General features: G+C 61.7%; 11 protein-coding genes and 1 tRNA gene. 10 read left to right on the forward strand and 2 right to left on the reverse strand.

All coding sequences use genetic code 11. The annotated features are described in order from the left end of the window. Positions 1-187: 187 nt before the first annotated feature. Positions 188-2308, forward strand: coding sequence for a sodium-translocating pyrophosphatase (locus tag AC1DW2_RS11015; protein WP_477006004.1), 2121 nt, complete (start codon positions 188-190; stop codon positions 2306-2308). Between the two features lie 168 nt (positions 2309-2476). Here AC1DW2_RS11015 and AC1DW2_RS11020 read toward each other — a convergent pair whose 3' ends face one another. Then, positions 2477-3478: a Bug family tripartite tricarboxylate transporter substrate binding protein gene (locus tag AC1DW2_RS11020; protein WP_039147814.1), complete on the reverse strand. Its 1002-nt coding sequence runs from the start codon at positions 3476-3478 to the stop codon at positions 2477-2479. 117 nt (positions 3479-3595) lie between these two features. Continuing rightward, the gene (locus AC1DW2_RS11025) at positions 3596-4081 is read right to left on the reverse strand and encodes an outer membrane protein assembly factor BamE (RefSeq protein ID WP_028152489.1); all 486 of its coding nucleotides are present in this window, start codon (positions 4079-4081) and stop codon (positions 3596-3598) included. 98 nt (positions 4082-4179) lie between these two features. Here AC1DW2_RS11025 and AC1DW2_RS11030 point away from each other — a divergent pair, with 98 nt between their 5' ends. The 9 genes from AC1DW2_RS11030 to AC1DW2_RS11070 all read left to right on the forward strand — a co-directional run bounded on the left by AC1DW2_RS11030 (position 4180) and on the right by AC1DW2_RS11070 (position 17983). After that, positions 4180-4761, forward strand: a complete 582-nt coding sequence (locus tag AC1DW2_RS11030) for a ubiquinol-cytochrome C chaperone family protein (RefSeq protein ID WP_354124271.1) — start codon at positions 4180-4182, stop codon at positions 4759-4761. Continuing rightward, positions 4758-5327: a YceD family protein gene (locus AC1DW2_RS11035; protein ID WP_135215689.1), complete on the forward strand. Its 570-nt coding sequence runs from the start codon at positions 4758-4760 to the stop codon at positions 5325-5327. Before AC1DW2_RS11030 ends, AC1DW2_RS11035 begins: the two co-directional genes overlap by 4 nt. Positions 5328-5625: 298 nt before the next feature. Further along, positions 5626-6687: a phosphate acyltransferase PlsX gene (gene plsX, locus AC1DW2_RS11040; protein WP_477006005.1), complete on the forward strand. Its 1062-nt coding sequence runs from the start codon at positions 5626-5628 to the stop codon at positions 6685-6687. Next, complete coding sequence (locus AC1DW2_RS11045) at positions 6684-7664, forward strand: beta-ketoacyl-ACP synthase III (RefSeq protein WP_038957963.1); 981 nt, start codon at positions 6684-6686, stop codon at positions 7662-7664. The genes plsX and AC1DW2_RS11045 overlap by 4 nt, the downstream gene beginning before the upstream one ends. Before the next feature lie 134 nt (positions 7665-7798). Further along, entirely contained in the window at positions 7799-8140 is a 342-nt protein-coding gene (locus tag AC1DW2_RS11050; protein ID WP_028152484.1) for an integration host factor subunit alpha, read from the forward strand. Positions 8141-8164: 24 nt separating this feature from the next. After that, positions 8165-8749 (forward strand): MerR family transcriptional regulator, encoded by a 585-nt coding sequence (locus tag AC1DW2_RS11055; protein ID WP_071913245.1) that lies wholly within the window; start codon positions 8165-8167, stop codon positions 8747-8749. Positions 8750-8859: 110 nt separating this feature from the next. Beyond that, a tRNA-Pro gene (locus AC1DW2_RS11060) sits at positions 8860-8937 on the forward strand. A gap of 1100 nt (positions 8938-10037) precedes the next feature. Further along, positions 10038-15227, forward strand: a complete 5190-nt coding sequence (locus tag AC1DW2_RS11065) for a DEAD/DEAH box helicase (RefSeq protein WP_477006006.1) — start codon at positions 10038-10040, stop codon at positions 15225-15227. Beyond that, positions 15224-17983 (forward strand): helicase-related protein, encoded by a 2760-nt coding sequence (locus AC1DW2_RS11070; RefSeq protein WP_477006007.1) that lies wholly within the window; start codon positions 15224-15226, stop codon positions 17981-17983. Before AC1DW2_RS11065 ends, AC1DW2_RS11070 begins: the two co-directional genes overlap by 4 nt.

Consider the following 17983-nt stretch of genomic DNA (forward strand, 5'->3'; position numbering starts at 1 on the left):
GCCGAGATCGGCTTTTTCGACCTCATCCGGCGTTGCACCCTCAATTTGATTTTGGCAAGCTTGTGACCGACCAGGGCCACACCTTCGTGCAAGGGGCGGCCCTGTTCAACATAAGGGCGCCCACCGCATGACGGAAAAACAAAAGGCGCCGGGGGTACGTACATCAAGGATCTGAGGCAAAAATCACATGACAGCATTATGGTTGATAGTGCTCTGCGGAGTGCTTTCCATCGTCTACGCGATCTGGGCGACGTCTTCGGTGTTGAGTGCGGATGCGGGGTCACCGCGCATGCAGGAAATTGCAGGCGCAGTCGCTGAAGGCGCACAGGCGTATCTGCGGCGCCAGTATACGACGATCGGTATTGTCGGCGTCGTCATCTTCGTCCTGCTTGTCTATTTCCTTGGTCTCTACGTCGGCATCGGCTTCTYGATCGGCGCCGTCCTGTCGGGGGCGGCCGGCTTCATCGGCATGAACGTCTCGGTTCGCGCCAATGTGCGCACCGCCCAGGCAGCGACCACGTCGCTTGCCGGCGGCCTCGAGCTCGCCTTCAAGGCAGGCGCCATCACGGGCATGCTGGTGGCGGGTCTCGCGCTGCTCGGCGTGACCCTCTATTTCGGCTTCCTGGTGCACTCGCTGAAACTGGCGCCTGATAGCCGTCTCGTGGTCGACGCCCTGGTGGCGCTCGGCTTCGGTGCCTCGCTGATCTCGATCTTCGCCCGTCTCGGCGGCGGCATCTTCACCAAGGGTGCGGACGTCGGCGGCGACCTCGTCGGCAAGGTCGAGGCCGGCATCCCCGAGGACGATCCGCGCAACCCGGCCACCATCGCCGACAACGTCGGTGACAACGTCGGCGACTGCGCCGGCATGGCCGCCGACCTGTTCGAGACCTATGCGGTGACTGCGGTCGCCACCATGGTGCTCGCGGCGATTTTCTTCGCCAAGACGCCGATCCTCATGAACATGATGACGCTGCCGCTCGCCATCGGCGGCATCTGCATCATCACCTCGATCATCGGCACCTTCTTCGTGAAGCTCGGGCCGAGCCAGTCGATCATGGGCGCCCTCTACAAGGGCCTGATCGCAACCGGCATCCTGTCGCTGATCGGAATCGCTGGCGTGATCTACTATCTGATCGGCTTCGGCAAGCTCGACGGCGTCGACTACACCGGCATGTCGCTGTTCCAATGCGGCATCGTCGGCCTCGTCGTCACCGCGCTGATCATCTGGATCACCGAATACTACACCGGCACCGACTATCGGCCGGTGAAGTCGATCGCCCAGGCGTCGGTGACCGGTCACGGCACCAACGTGATCCAGGGTCTCGCCGTCTCGATGGAAGCGACCGCGCTGCCCGCGATCGTCATCATCGCCGGCATCCTGGTCACCTACAGCCTGGCGGGCCTGTTCGGCATCGCGATCGCGACGGCCACCATGCTGGCGCTGGCCGGCATGGTCGTCGCCCTCGACGCCTTCGGCCCGGTCACCGACAACGCCGGCGGCATCGCCGAGATGGCGGGCCTGCCGAAGGAGGTGCGCAAGTCGACCGACGCGCTCGATGCGGTCGGCAACACCACCAAGGCGGTGACGAAGGGCTACGCGATCGGTTCCGCCGGTCTCGGTGCCCTCGTGCTGTTCGCGGCCTACAACCAGGACCTCAAGTTCTTCGTTGCGGACTCCGCGCACCATCCGTACTTCGCCGGCGTCAATCCGGACTTCTCGCTCAACAACCCCTACGTGGTTGTCGGCCTGCTGTTCGGCGGCCTCTTGCCGTATCTGTTCGGCGCGATGGGCATGACTGCGGTCGGTCGCGCGGCAAGCGCGATCGTCGAGGAGGTGCGCCGGCAGTTCCGCGAAAAGCCGGGCATCATGCAGGGCACCGACAAGCCGGATTACGGCAAGGCGGTCGACCTGCTGACCAAAGCGGCGATCAAGGAGATGATCATCCCCTCGCTGCTGCCGGTGCTGTCGCCGATCTTCGTCTACTTCGTGATCTATGCGATCGCGGGTGGCGGCCCGGCCGGCAAGTCGGCTGCGTTCTCCGCGGTGGGCGCGATGTTGCTCGGCGTGATCGTGACGGGCCTGTTCGTCGCGATCTCCATGACCTCGGGCGGCGGCGCCTGGGACAACGCCAAGAAGTACATCGAGGACGGTCACTTCGGCGGCAAGGGCAGTGATGCCCACAAGTCGGCGGTGACCGGCGACACCGTCGGCGATCCCTACAAGGACACGGCGGGACCGGCCGTGAACCCGATGATCAAGATCACCAACATCGTGGCCTTGCTGCTGCTGGCGATCCTCGCGCACTGAACGGCGCAAGCGACACACGACAAAACCCCGCGGCGCGAGCCGCGGGGTTTTTGTTTGATGGGCTGGAGGCTCTCACCACGTCATTGCGAGCGTAGCGAAGCAATCCAGAATCTTCCCGCGGCGAAAGTCTGGATTGCTTCGCTGCGCTCGCAATGACGGATGTGGTGCCTACTGCACGTCCATCTGCAGGCCTTCCTTCTGGATGATGCCGGCGAACTTCTTCGTCTCGGCGTCCACGAAGTCGGCGAACTGCTGCGGCGTGCCGTAGTCGGCGCGGGCGCCCATGGCGGCGATGTTCTTCTTGATGTCGTCGCGCTCCAGCATCGCCTTGACTTGAAGATTGAGCGCTTCCAGCACGGCGGGCTGCACACCCTTCGGCAGGAACACCGAGAACCACGACGACACGTCGAAATTGGCCAGCTCCGGCGCGCTCTCGCGCATGGTCGGCAGGTTCGGCGCGAGGTCGCTACGGTCGGTCGTGGTGACGCAGAGGCCGGTGAGGGTGCCGTTCTGCACCTGCGGCAGGCTCGGATAGAGATTGTCGAACAGGATCTGGATGTCGCCGGCCAGCGCGGCCTGGAGCGCGGGGCCCGCGCCGCGGAACGGGATGTGCGTCATCTTCAGTCCGGTGAGCTGGAGAAACCAGGCGCCGGTGAGGTGAGGGCTCTGGCCGACGCCGGACGAGGCGTAGCTGAGCTTGTCCGGGTTGGTCTTCAGATATGCGATCAGCTCGGCGACCGACTTGATGCCGGTCTTCGGATGCGCTGAGACGATGTTCGGGATCCGGATCATGTTGGAGACCGGCTGGAGCTGGTCCGGCTTGTAGGTGAGGTTCTTGAAGATGCTGTAGGCGATCGCGTTCGGCCCGGGGTTGCCGATCAGGATGGTGTGGCCGTCAGGCTTGGCGCGGACGGCCTCGGCCGTGCCGATCGTACCGCCGCCGCCGGAGCGGTTCTCCACGACCGCCGACTGGCCCCAGGCGGTCTGCAGATGCGCGGCCAGCAGCCGGCCCATGACGTCGGTCGAGCCGCCGGCCGCGGCCGGCACGATGATGCGGACGTTTTCAGTGGGCTTCCAGTCCGCCAGGCTCGATCGCGGCAGGATCGCTGCGGCCGAGAGGCCGGCAGCACCGGCGAGCACGCGACGGCGGGACAACAAAGTCTTGGGCACGAATCCACTCCCTGCTTCTTGTTTTGCAGGGAGCGTATGGAACCGGGCGCGCAACGGCAAGCCGCACGCGACGGCAAGTGCCGCGCGGAGGGCGGCACGACGCCGCAGGCTGAAGACTCAGTTAAAGCTGAGCAGCTTGAACAGCGGCGTGAGGTAGTTCATCTCCTGACCCGACGTCGCCGTGGTCCGGCTGATGAAGTCGAAGATCTTGCCGTCCTGAAGGCCGTAATTCGCCAGCCGGCGCACGCGCCGATTCTTGTCGAAATAGACCGCGATGACGCGCTGGTCGACCACCTTCTGGTTCATGAAGGCGACCATCCGCTCCGAGCGCTGCGAGATGTAGTAAAACACCTCGCCGTCGAGGGTTGCGACCGTGGAGGGGGTGCCCATCACGATCAGCACCTGGTCCTGGCTCGCGCCGATCGGAATCTGCTCCAGCGCGCCGGGCGGCAGGATGTAACCCTTCTGGAACTGCTCGCCGGTGCAGCCGGCAAGGGCGGCGCCGACCAGGGCGACGGCCGCGAGCATGCGCAAACCGCGCCAGCGTGCATGAAGGCCGCGCGGCTTGTTGGCGCGCAGGCTGGTCTGGTTCGTTATCGTCATCGTGGAACTGATTCCGTCCCCTTGCGTCGCGCGAGGCGCTGAAGTACCGGGCGGAGACTGCAATTGCAACACGCGCACGCCCGCTTGCGGAACCCACAATGGTTTGGCCGTTCAATCACTTCAGGAAACCCCGGCAAGCCCCGCGCGGCACCATTGAAGCCATCTATGGCATGATCGTGACGCAGGCGCGAGAACCCATATTTTACCGCGACTTGGGCGTGCCCGATACGGTTAACGGGCGTTTCGATCTGTTGCTGCTGCATCTCTGGCTGCTGCTGCGACGCCTGCGCACGGTCCAGAGCGTCAACCAAGGCGCCAACCAGGGCCAAGGCGCCACGGAGCTGTCGCAGGCGCTGTTCGACCGTTTCTGCGAGGATATGGACGACAATCTGCGCGAGATGGGGATAGGCGACCAGACCGTGCCGAAGCGGATGCGGGCCTTCGGCGAGGCGTTTTACGGCCGCGTCCAGGCCTATGACCAGGCCATCGAAGGCGGCGGCGAGGCGCTGGCAGCCGCCATCTGCAAGAATATCCTGAATGGGACCGGCATGGACCAGGCGCGGCGGCTCGCGGCCTACGCCCGGGCCACCGAGGCCGATCTCGGCCGGACCGACGAGGCCACGCTGCTGTGCGCATCCTTCAAGTATCCCCCAGCGCTCACTGAGGACATCACCCGATGAGCCGACCGAACGCCGAATCCAGACCCGATCCCTGGCGGTCCCCCGTCATCGTCGCGCAGATCCCCGACACCGGCCTGCACCGCAAGCTCGAGGCTTCAGTCGCCGAACTGCAGGCCATCGCCGAGGTCGGCGGCTTGCGGGAGGTGCTCTCCGCCCAGGCTGCTTTCGAGGTCGTCCCCAAGAGCGGCGGCCGGATCCAGGTTACGGGGCACGTCCGCGCCCGGATCGGCCAGACCTGCGTCGTCACCCTCGATCCGATCGAGAGCGAGATCGAGGAAGACGTCGACCTGGTGTTTGCCCCGGAAGCCGAGGTTCGGAAGATGGCCGACCTGATCGAGGAGGGGCAGGACGACGCGGAGCCGCCGGAGGTGATCGATCCGCCGGAGGCAATCGTGAACGGCATCATCGATCTCGGCCGGATTGCCACCGATGCCCTGTTCCTGGCGGTCGATCCCTATCCGCGCAAGCCGGGCGTCAAGTTCGAGGCCGAGGTCACCGCGCTGGACCCCGAGGACCATCCGTTCGCGGCGCTGAAGGCGCTCCAGGACAAGAAGAAAGGCAAATAGCTGGGCATTCCCGGTGGGGATCGCTTTGCGGGGGGCGTGAGATGCCTGTCCGGATGCTTTGAAAGGAGCTTATATCTGTTTGATTTCAATGCGCTTATTGTGAATTTTCGCCGCCGCCCGCGGGTCGCCCCGAATGCAAAAGGCTGGGGGCAAGAGGTTGTTTCGGGATAACAAAACGCTATTGTCGCGCCCCGGTCCGGGCGCCGCGTGGCGCCTGACCGGTCGCCATGTCCATGGCGGACCCATTTTGCGGCACCGCTCGTTCAAGACCGCACCAGACCAGGTTTCCAGGACTTTTATGCCAAGCAAGGTTCGCATCGCGCTTGACGCCATGGGGGGCGACGTCGGCGCCGCCGTGGTCATTCCAGGCGCCGCCATCTCGCTTCACAGGCATCGCGAGATCGAATTCCTGCTGGTCGGGGACCGCGCCAAGATCGAGCCCGAGCTCGAGAAGCATCYCGCCCTCAAGGCCGCTTCGAAGATCATCCATACCGACGTCGCCGTCGCCATGCATGATAAGCCGAGCCAGGCACTGCGGCGCGGCCGCAAGACATCCTCGATGTGGCTCGCCATCGACGCGGTGAAGAAGGGCGAGGCGGATGTCGTGATCTCCGCCGGGAATACCGGCGCGCTGATGGCGATGTCGCGCTTCCACCTGCGCACGCTGCCGGGCATCGACCGCCCGGCGATTGCCGGGGTATGGCCGACCAAGCGCGGCGAATCGGTCGTGCTCGACCTCGGTGCCGCCATCGGTGGCGACGCACACCATCTGGTGTCGCTCGCCGTCATGGGCGCCGCGATGGCGAGCGTCCTGTTCGACAAGCCCCGGCCCACGGTCGGCCTGCTCAATATCGGGACCGAGGAGATCAAGGGGCACGAGGAGATCCGCGAGGCCGGGGACAGGCTGCGTGCGGTGAACCTGCCGGAGCTCGATTATCTCGGCTTCGTCGAGGGGGATGGTATCGGCAAAGGGCTGGCCGACGTCATCGTCACCGAAGGCTTCAGCGGCAATATCGCGCTCAAGGCCGCCGAGGGAACCGCACGGCAGATGGCGGAATTACTCCGCAACGAGATGCAGCGGAGCTGGCTGTCCAAGCTCGGCTACCTCTTGGCGCGCAGCGCCTTCAAGGCCCTGCGGGACAAGATGGACCCGAACAAGTCCAACGGCGGCGTGTTCCTTGGATTGAACGGGATCGTGGTCAAGAGCCATGGTGGAATCAGCTCCGAAGGCTTTGCCTATGCGATCGATGTTGGCTATGAGATGGCTCACTACGATCTCCTGAACAAGATCAATCAGATGCTCAACCGCGAGGGTGGTGCACTTAGTTCCGTGCAGACCGCGCAGGAGGCTGTTTCGTGACTCAAATTCGTTCGGTCGTGCTGGGCTGCGGCTCTTATTTGCCGGAGCAGGTGGTGACCAACGCCCAGCTGGCGGCGCGCATCGACACGTCCGACGAATGGATCGTGCAGCGCACCGGCATTCGCGAGCGGCATATCGCGGCCGAGGGCGAGTTCACCTCGCATCTGGCGATCAAGGCGGCGCAGGCTGCGCTCAGCGACGCCGGCGTGGACGCGCAGTCGATCGAGCTGATCGTGCTTGCGACCTCGACGCCTGACAACACCTTCCCCGCAACCGCGGTCGCGGTGCAACACGCGCTCGGCATCAACCATGGCGCGGCGTTCGATCTCCAGGCGGTGTGCTCGGGCTTCGTGTTCGCGCTCGCCACCGCCGACAATTTCCTGCGCACCGGCGCCTTCAAGCGCGCGCTGGTGATCGGCGCCGAGACCTTCTCGCGCATCCTCGACTGGAATGATCGCGGCACCTGCGTGCTGTTCGGCGACGGTGCCGGCGCGGTGGTGCTGGAGGCACAGGAGCAGCCGGGCAATGCCGCGACCGACCGCGGCGTCGTGACCACTCACCTGCGCTCCGACGGCCGCCACAAGGCAAAGCTGTTCGTCGACGGCGGTCCGTCCTCGACCCAGACCGTCGGCCATCTGCGCATGGAGGGCCGCGAGGTCTTCAAGCACGCGGTCGGCATGATCACCGACGTGATCGTCGACGCCTTCCAGACCACCGGGCTCAATGCCGACAGCATCGACTGGTTTGTGCCGCACCAGGCCAACAAGCGAATCATCGACGCCTCCGCCCACAAGCTCCACATCGCGCCGGAGAAGGTGGTGCTGACGGTGGACCGCCACGGCAACACCTCGGCGGCCTCGATCCCGCTGGCGCTGTCGGTGGCGCGCAAGGACGGCCGCATCAAGCGCGGCGACATGGTTCTGCTGGAGGCGATGGGCGGCGGCTTCACCTGGGGCTCCGCGCTGGTGCGCTGGTAGCGCCACATTCGATAAAATTTTGCCGGAATTAGCCGCGATTATCGATGCGCCTGCATTGATGAGCGCTGTTGACCGGCGTATCGTAACCTCATAATTTCAGACAACAATTGTTCGCCGTGATGTGGGGCAGGGCGATGACCGACCAAAGCAAAACCGTAACGCGTGTTGATCTCTGCGAGGCCGTCTACCAGAAGGTGGGCCTGTCGCGCACGGAATCGTCTGCGTTCGTGGAACTCGTCCTGAAGGAGATCACCGACTGCCTGGAGAAGGGCGAGACGGTGAAATTGTCCTCTTTCGGCTCCTTCATGGTCCGCAAGAAGGGTCAGCGTATCGGCCGCAATCCGAAGACCGGCACCGAGGTGCCGATCTCGCCGCGCCGCGTCATGGTGTTCAAGCCGTCGGCTATCCTGAAGCAGCGGATCAACACCCAGCATCGCGGCAATGGCGACGCCAGCAAGGCTCAACCCGAGGCTTAACCGCCTGCGCGAAGGATTTGGCATTTGGACAAGGCGCCGGATGCGTTCCGAACCATCAGCGAAGTAGCGCAGGAACTCGACATTCCGCAGCACGTGCTGCGGTTCTGGGAGACCCGATTCTCCCAGATCAAGCCGATGAAGCGCAGCGGCGGCCGCCGCTACTACCGCCCCGACGACGTCGATCTGCTCAAGGGCATCCGCCGCCTGCTCTACGGGGAGGGCTACACCATCCGCGGGGTGCAGCGGATCCTCAAGGAGCACGGCGTCAAGTCGGTGCAGGGCCTCGCCGACGGCGCGGCCGCGGTCTCGTTCGGGGCCATCGAGGACGCCATCGGCGCCAGCCTGATGGAGCCCGACGATGACGACGAGGCGCCCATCAAGGGCGTCACGGATGCCGACGAAGACGACTACCAGGGCGACGAGGAGGAAGGCATCGACTTCCGCTTCACGGAGGTCGACGATGAGGACATCCTCACCACCTTCCGCAAGGGCGGCACTCCCGCCGCACCTGCCGGGCCCAGCGCCATCGACCGGGAGCGGCTCGGACGGGTGCTCGCTGACCTCGTCGCGTGCCGGGAGATGCTGGATCAGGCGCTGAAGGACGGCTAGGGGACTTTTTGCGAGCTTTGCCGGCAGTTCCGGGGGCTGTGGGCGCGGACGCCAAAATGCTGCGACCTCGCCTTGCGCAAAGCGGCGATCCTAGCTAATGGAACGACGTTCGGAGCGTGGCGCAGCCCGGTTAGCGCACTAGTCTGGGAGACTAGGGGTCGGAGGTTCAAATCCTCTCGCTCCGACCAATAAAATCAATGACTTGACGGAAACCTGCTTCCGGAGTTTTTGGTTCCGGAAGCACATCGGAAGCATCGCATTAGGTTAAACCGCCTGGCGATGGTCGAACGGATATGTGCATGGCCACAGAGCTGCCGCCCGTTGCTGTTTGCACTAAGTGCGGTGATATAACTTTCAGCGCTGAGCGGATAAATTCGCAATGCGGTCGCCAGCCTGACGGGAAACGCTGCAAGGGCGTTTATGGTAGCGCACTAGGCAATGACGATTGGGCGAAATGCGGGGCCTGTGACGGCCTTGGCAGAGCCGGCAACAACGGAAGCTGCCCCATTTGTCAGGGTACGGGCTGGAGCTATGTCCGTGGCCGTCGCCGTCGATAGTTCAAGATCGGAGACTACCGACAACTGGCATAGACGCAGAGAGGTGCGGTTGCCTACCACCCCCCAGGGAGGGGGTACATTGGACAGGCCCGCCCCGGAGAGGACACCGGCTCCTCCCGCCTGAAAATATGTAGGTCAGAGAAAGTCGATGTAACCTTCGTGTAACTTTGATCGCGGAGCAGAATTTTCCGCTGCCCCGCTTTCGAACCAGTCGATCAAACCATCACACCTTAAGAGGCTGGCGACGCGACTAGCGGTCGCGGCCACGCAGGGTATGGGCTTTGGGCTATGAATAGCGCAGCTCGCTGATGCCGACCAACCGATCAAATCATAACACCATAGAACGATGAGCGCGCGAACCAGCGCCTCACTCACAAGATAACCGGCACTGTGAAATAGTGTCATGGTCTCAAAAGGGCTACATGGTTGCGGCCGTCGGCGAGCTACAATTGCGTCTCACGAATCCCGCGGAAGCTAACGCGATGGACCCCACCTAGGGGGCTGGACCGGCTTCCATTGCTCTGCGCGGCGGGTTCGAATTCCGGGCCCCGACCTACACTTGTAGCCAGGGCCCTACTTCGGAGGCCGCGCTCATACTTTAGACGTATCCGCTCTGTGGAAGCGAGGACCTTTCCAGCCAATCTGTGTGCACGCGAAAGTGGCGGCTGGACAGTCCCTCGCGCCTCCGTCAAAAAGGCGAAAAGCTTCCAAACCAGGGTGGGGCGCCAATCGTGAATGTCTTCGAGCTCGATGAAACCCTGCTGAGGGACTACGAGAGATTTGCCCGCTCATTCACGCAGATTCGTGCGCCGGACATCCTTGCGCAGGTCGAAGAAATTTATACCAGCGACCGATTTTGGCCCGAGCCGCTTGTAAGTATTAATCCCCGGTTTGAGCGTGGAGTGTCCATCGATCAACTTGCCAAGTCCGGCACATTGCACGATGCGACCGCGCGGATATTCAGCGCCGATGACAAGCCGCTGTCACTCTATCGCCACCAGTCGCAGGCCGTTGCCAAAGCAGTGGCAGGCCAGAGTTTTGTTGTTACGACCGGCACCGGGTCGGGAAAATCACTTTGCTTCTTTATCCCCATCATCGACGCAGCTATCCGCGCACGTGCTGCCGGCGAACCTGCCCGCACTCGCGCAATCATAATCTACCCGATGAATGCATTGGCAAACAGCCAGCGTGAGGAAATCGAAAAATTCATCAAACAAGCAGATTTACCGGAGCATTTGCGGCCGACCTTCGCCCGCTACACAGGACAAGAGAGCCCTGAAGAACGTGAGCGCATTCGCGAAGCGAAGCCGGATATTCTGCTCACCAATTTCATGATGCTTGAACTGTTGATGACGCGGCAGAATCAGCTCGACCGTGCGGTCATCGCAAATGCGCATGGGCTGGATTTTCTCGTTCTCGACGAGCTTCATACTTACCGCGGTCGGCAAGGCGCAGACGTGGCCATGCTGGTACGTCGTGTGCGTGATCGCCTTTGTCCGAATCATCAGCCGATCTGCATCGGGACGTCTGCAACCATGGCCACGGAGGGAGATGATGCTCAACGGGCCGCGGTAATTGCCAGGGTTTCTTCCCGATTGTTTGGGGCGTCGATCTCTAGCGACGCTGTTGTTGGAGAAAGTCTTGAACGTGCGACCGATTCAGATCTCAAGTCGACAACACTAGGTTCGGCCCTCAAGGGTACGGTCGAAAGAGAATTGCCTGCAGATCTGGATGATGAAGCTTTGAGCCGTCATCCGCTCGCTGTGTGGTGCGAAATGGAGATTGGCCTCTCGGACGGCCAGCGACTTTCGCGACGGCAACCTATAACGCTTGCAGAAGCTGCAAAGCGCCTCGCGGAACAAACAGGATGTGACGAAAGTCGTTGTCGGTCACAGTTGCAGGCATTTCTGATGCTGGCGAGCCGCCCTGCGAACGAGCGGGGCGGCGTTGGCGATCGAGCATTTTTGGCATTTAAGCTCCACAGATTCATTTCTGGTGCAGGCCATGTGTACGCGACCTTGCGAGGTGCTGGACAGCGGCGTGTGACACTCGACGGTCAACGCTTCGATCCAGAGGATCGAGCCTCAAGGCTGTATGCGACCTTCTTTTGCCGAAACTGCGGTCAAGAACATCACCCGGTAGTTTTAACGACGGAGGATGACGCTCCATGCATTCTGCCTAGAGACATCGATGAGACGCCTCTCGATGATCCCGATAGCGTCGAACGGCCTGGTTATTTGATGCCTGAGCCGGAAAATGATTCCGACTTCACATTCAAGGGCGATCTTGAGGATTTCCCCGACGATTGGCTCGATCTTGATCGCGGAGGCGCTCCGCGTTTGCGTCGAGAGCGCAGGGCATACGCGCCTCAACCACTCACTGTTGCCGCTGATGGAAAAATCAGCTCCACAGGCCGGCAGATGTGGTTCATCCCCGGAAAATTCCGGTTCTGTCCCGCGTGCAAGCACCAGCCGGCGGGTCAGGCGCGAGAAATCAACAAGCTGGCCGGATTGTCTGCCGAAGGGCGTAGCTCCGCCACGACGCTCCTTGTTTCGAGTGCCGTCCGTTGGATGAATGCTCACGCGCATTCTTTGCCCTCGCATAGTCGAAAGCTTCTAGGATTTACAGACAATCGCCAAGATGCTGCCCTGCAGGCTGGTCATTTCAACGATTTCCTCTTCGTCGCACTTCTGCGTGCAGCAATCCTGGCGGCCGTTCGCCGCGCGGGACCGGACGGGTTAAGCGATGACGAATTTGGCAGGCGCGTTCAGGCAGCACTTGGCTTCACCGCGGCCAACCGTGGCCGTCGGCAAGAATGGATGCTGGATCCCGAGAGCAAGGGCGCAGCCCAATTAAATGCAGAGCAAAGTCTATCTCGGGTCCTTGCATACCGCGTCTGGGTTGACCAACGACGTGGTTGGCGCTTCACCAACCCGAATCTTGAAGAGCTTGGGCTTGTCCATGCTGAGTACGTCTCGCTTGATGACCTAGCTGCCGACGACGGCGCCTTCGCAGCCGCGCCTCCGGAACTTAGGCTCGCCACGCCAGAAAAGCGCAAGACCGCGCTTGCTATGCTGCTAACTCACTTGCGTCACGGCTTGGCGATCACTGCGGACTCTCTCGACCCGGGTACCGTTGAGTCGGCCGCGAATGCAGCGCGGCAGAACCTGCGTGATCCATGGGCAATTTCAGCGCAGGAAGAGCCGCGGGTCGCAGCAGCGCTTCTTGTCGATGCACCTCGTCGCGCAGAAGTGGGTCTGCGGGGTGAGCCGCTTATTGTGCGCGGTGGCCCAAGGGGCAGGCTCGCTCGGCAGCTTGGACATCCGCGCATTTGGGGCAAGCGCCTCGACTCCAAAACGTATCTGGAAGTCATAGCCGCACTTCTCGGTGCCGCCGCCCAGTACGATCTCGTCCGTCAGGTGCCGACAAATTTCGACGTGGACGGCTGGCGGCTCTCCGCAAATGCGGTTCGCCTTGTTGCTGGAGAAGGTCGGGCCGATGTCAAACTCGCGAACTCCTATTTCGTTGAACTTTACACCACACTCGCTGACGCGATCGAAAGCGGGGGCGGAGCACTCTTCGGGATCGAAGGCCGTGAACACACGGCCCAGGTGGAGCAGGATCGCCGCGAATGGCGAGAATGGCGTTTCCGCTGGGGTGAGGAAGATCGGGCCAAACTGGCTGAAGAAAAGGAGGAGCTCCGTCGGGCCGGGGAGCCGAACGTGTTCCTGCCCGTCCTGTTTTGCTCACCCACGATGGAGCTCGGCATCGACATTTCTGCGCTGAATGCTGTCTACTTGCGTAACATGCCGCCTACGCCTGCCAACTACGCCCAGCGATCCGGACGAGCCGGCCGCTCTGGGCAGGCCGCATTGGTCCTTACCTACTGCGCAGCGCAAAGTCCGCACGACCAGTACTATTTCGGCAAACGTGAAGCGATGGTGAGTGGAATTGTTAGGCCACCTGCAATTGATCTTGCAAACCGCGACCTCATAGAGGCCCACCTGCATGCCGTCTGGCTCGCCGAGTCTGCGCAGGAACTACAGGCGGACATCCCCCACGTCCTCGACCTGAGAGATTCCACTCTACCGGTACAGTCAGATATCACTGCGACATTTTCCGATTCGGGCCTTACCGCGCGTGCAGCCAATTCAATGCGACGCATTCTTGACGGAGTGAAAGCGGAGCTTCCAGCTGAGGTGGCTCCGTGGGCTGCAGATCGCGTCGAATTCGCGAACGTAACCGCGGCGGGAGCCCCGCGAAAATTTTCCGAAGCTTTCGAGCGATGGCGACAGCTCTATCAGAGCGCGCATGCACAGCTAACCGAGGCCAATCGACGATCGGAAATGCACGGTTTGGGGCCAAAGGAACGCAAGGAAGCCAAGATCCAGCAGGCTCAGGCAAACGAGCAGCTGGCATTGCTCGAAAGGGGCGCGGCCACTGGCGGGGCGGATTTCTACACCTATCGCTATCTTGCGACCGAGGGATTCCTCCCCGGTTATAATTTCCCGCGTCTGCCGCTTTACGCCTTTGTGCCCGCCACGGCCGCCGGCTCGAAGGCTGCCTACCTGCAACGCGCTCGTTTTATCGCTATTTCCGAATTTGGCCCCCGCAGTTTGATCTACCACGAGGGTCGTGCCTACCGAGTCTACAAGGCCCGATTGCCGCCGGGCATCCGAACTGAGGAAGGCGGGCGCCTTGCAACTATGACGGTTCAAATTTGCGAGGAGTGCGGTGCCTCTCATAGCAATCACGAACCCGAAAGATGTCACGCCTGCAATGCGCCGATTAGCGGCGTTCATCCGGTTCGGAACGTCCTTCGCATCGACAACGTGGAGACAAAGCCCGCTGAGCGGATCACGGCGAACGATGAAGATCGTCAGCGCCAGGGCTTCGAGATCCAAACTGTATTCGCCTGGTCGCAGCGCGACGGCGGTCTCGATGTGGTCGACGCCGCCGCAAGTGACGCAGATGGCAGCATATTGTCACTTAGCTACGCTCCTGGTGCCACAATCAGTCGACTTAACAAAGGCCTCCGACGTCGCAAGGAAAAGAGCATCTTTGGCTTCGGCATCGATCCTGCCTCTGGCCGATGGACCGGCAGTCCGGTCGAAGGGGAGGATGAGGAGCAGGAGCCGGATGGGCCTATCAAGCAGCGCGTTGTGCCAATAGTTCAGGATCACAAGAACACTCTGTTGTTGCGTGTTCCGGGCGAACCCCTTCCGCTGGAGGTCATGGCGACCTTTCAGCAAGCGCTTGCGCGCGGTCTTGAGATCGTTTTCCAGCTCGAAGAAGGTGAAATTCAGACCGAGCCCGTTCCATCGCGCGACAACCGGCGAGGCATTCTGGCGTTCGAGGCGACTGAAGGAGGGGCGGGCGTGCTGGGTCGTCTCACAAGTGATCCAGCCGCACTGGCAGGCGTGGCACGAGCTGCACTCGAACTCATGCACTACAGTAACCTGACCGCAGCGATTACATTTGCCGATAAGGCGCTGCTCCGAGAAGACGAAGGCGCCAATTGTGTTAAAGGCTGCTATCGCTGCCTGCTATCTTATTACAACCAGCCGGACCACGAACAAATCGATCGAACAAATGACCTCGTTCGAACCCTGCTACTGAGGTTGGCGCGGAGCAGGGTTGCTACCGCAGTGCCGAAAAGCACGGCAACGGTGCCGAGTGATTGGAGCGCTGCTATTGCTCGTTGGGGCCTCCCTGCGCCAGATCGTGAGCCCCTAAGTGTGAATGGAATGGCTCTCCCGATTGTATGGCGAGCGCATCTGGCGGCAGCGGCAATAGGAGAAGTTGCGGCCGAGACCCACAGCAGGGCCGAGATACTGGGTTTTACGATCGTGTCGCTTCCGGAAAGTCCTGGCGAACGGCCTCCATCTGCTTTAGTCGAATTGCTCGGGGCAGGTAAATGAGCAGCCTCTTTACGCCGGGTGATCTGGTCTACGCGCGTGGACGCGAATGGGTCGCGCTACCTTCCCCAGAAGATGAAACCCTTCACCTCCGGCCTCTTTCAGGGGTAGAAGCGGACGTGCAAGTGATTCACCCGGCGCTCGAACGCGAGCCGGTACGCCCCGCGCGCTTTGCATTGCCGAAAGAGAATGAGATTGCGACTCAGGATGGCGCTCGCCTGTTATCGGAAGCGCTCCGGCTTTCGCTGAGGCGAGGAGCAGGACCATTCCGTTCGGCAGCCCGGCTTGCTTTCGAGCCACGTGCATACCAACTCGTGCCACTACTGATGGCCCTGCGTCTTCCTGTAGTGCGGCTGTTGATCGCGGACGACGTAGGTATAGGTAAGACTATCGAGGCCGGCATCATTCTTCGCGAGCTCATCGACAGAGGTGAGGCGGATCGATTCTCAGTCCTCTGCCCGCCCCATCTCGTCGAACAATGGACCGATGAGCTTAGGGTGAAGTTTGATCTTGATGCGGTCGCCGTTACTGCAGCCTCCGCGTCGAGCCTTGAGCGCGGCTTGCCAGCCTCACAAACCTTGTTCGACGCTCACCCTTTTACGGTGGTCAGCCTCGACTACATCAAGGCTGAACGCCGACGCGATAGTTTTGCGCGGTCGTGCCCGGGCCTGGTTGTGGTGGACGAGGCTCACGCCTGTGTTGGAACGCACCAGAGTAGGCAACAGCGGTTTGAATTGCTCAAGCGACTTGCAGGCGACAAAGATCGCAACTTGATACTCCTGACTGCTACCCCGCACAGTGGTGATGAGGCCGCATTTGACAGGCTTCTCAGCTTGGTCGATTCCAGTTTTGCCGAAGGGGCGCTTGAGAGTGAGCAAAATCGAGCACGGCTTGCTCGCCATTTCGTGCAACGGCGACGGATCGACATCACGGGACGCGACTGGGGCGAAGAACGTGTTTTTCCTCGGCACGAAACTGCCGAACGTCCCTACAAACTGACAGATGCCCACAGCTCGTTCCACGATGCGGTGCTTGATTATTGCCTCGGCGTAGTCGAGGGCGCTGGCCCTGACCAACGCCAGCGACGCCTAGCCTTCTGGGGCACCTTGGCACTCATGAGATGCGTCGGCTCATCACCCGCAGCGGCAGTGAGTGCGCTGCGCAATCGGCTTGCCGCCGACCCTGACAGGCTCGAAGGGCAGATTTTTGATGAAGATTCAGACGAAGGCGACGCAGTTGATGTCGAGCCGACTTCGGGCCTGGAACAGGGGGGGCCGCTTGCGGCACTCGTCGCTCAAGCCGAACGCCTGACGAAGGAGTTCGATTCAAAGCTGGATGCGGTCGTTAAGTTGCTTAAACCGCTTGTGTCGGAAGGTGCGAATCCGGTCGTGTTCTGCCGTTTTATCGCAACTGCCGTGCATGTAGCGGATGCCCTTCGTAAAGTATTCCCGAAACTGAGAGTTGAGGCGGTGACCGGTGAATTGACGTCGGACGAGCGACGCGCTCGTGTCGAAGCGATGGGCGATGCCGAGCAGCGCATATTGGTTGCAACCGACTGCCTGTCCGAAGGCATCAATCTTCAAGGCCTCTTCGACACCGTCATCCACTACGACCTTTCATGGAATCCAACGCGTCATCAGCAACGGGAGGGGAGGGTCGATCGCTTTGGTCAGCCGGCCAAGCTCGTGCGCTCAGTCCTCCTCTATTCACCAGATAGTTCGATCGATGGAGCTGTGCTCGAAGTGATTTTGCGAAAGGCGGAACAAATTCGAAAGGCAACGGGTGTCACCGTCCCATTGCCTGACGAGCGAGGAGCAGTTACCGGTGCGCTTATGAATGCCGTGCTGCTTCGTAAAGGACGCAGCCCGCAACTCAGCCTCGACTTCGGCCTTGCCGCCGACACGAAAGCAATGGAGACAATCTGGCGGGATGCGGAGGAGGGTGAGCGTCGCTCTCGGGCGCGGTTTGCCCAAAACACAATCAGACCCGAAGAAGTCGTTTCGGAGTGGCAGCGCTGGCGCGACCTACTCGGTGGTCCCGACGAGGTCCGTCGTTTTGTCGAGCGCGCAATGAGCCGGCTCGATGCGGCGCTAGAACCGGGTAAGAATGGCGCAATGCGAGCGCATCTTTCCGCGTTGCCCGCCGCGGTATCGGAACGCCTAGCGGCGCGCGACCTGGAAGGCACAATACGAATTGCCTTCGAAGAGCCCCCGCCGGCTGGTGCGGAGATCGTGACGCGAAGTCATCCGCTGGCTGGGACGCTTGCCGAAGTCCTACTTGAAGGGGCTCTCGATGCAGGTTCAAACTCAGCGCCTTCGCTCGGACGCGCGGGCGCATGGCTCACGCCAGCAGTCAGCGTGGTCACTACAGTCGCGCTACTACGGTTGCGGTACAAATTGATTGTCCATGGGCGCCGTGAACGCATGCTGCTTGCCGAGGAAGCTGCAATGCTCGGTTGGGATGCTGGCCAGGCTGCCGTCATGCTGACTTCCGAATCAGCCGGAGCATTACTTGAAAAGGCAGCAAGCTCCGATCTGGCTCAGATCGCGCGACAGCGGGTGGTGGCCAAGGCGATTGAGCAAATGCCAAAAGTGCTCGACGGACCGATCGGCATCTACGCACGAGACCGGGCACTGGCGCTTGCTGAGGATCATGCCCGGGTTCGTGCTGCTGCGGCCGGAAGTGCGCGGGTCACGGTCGAGCCAGTTCTGCCTCCAGACGTGATTGGTCTTTACGTGCTCGTACCGGCGGGACAATAG

This window comes from Bradyrhizobium sp. P3_C3 (assembly GCF_056402655.1).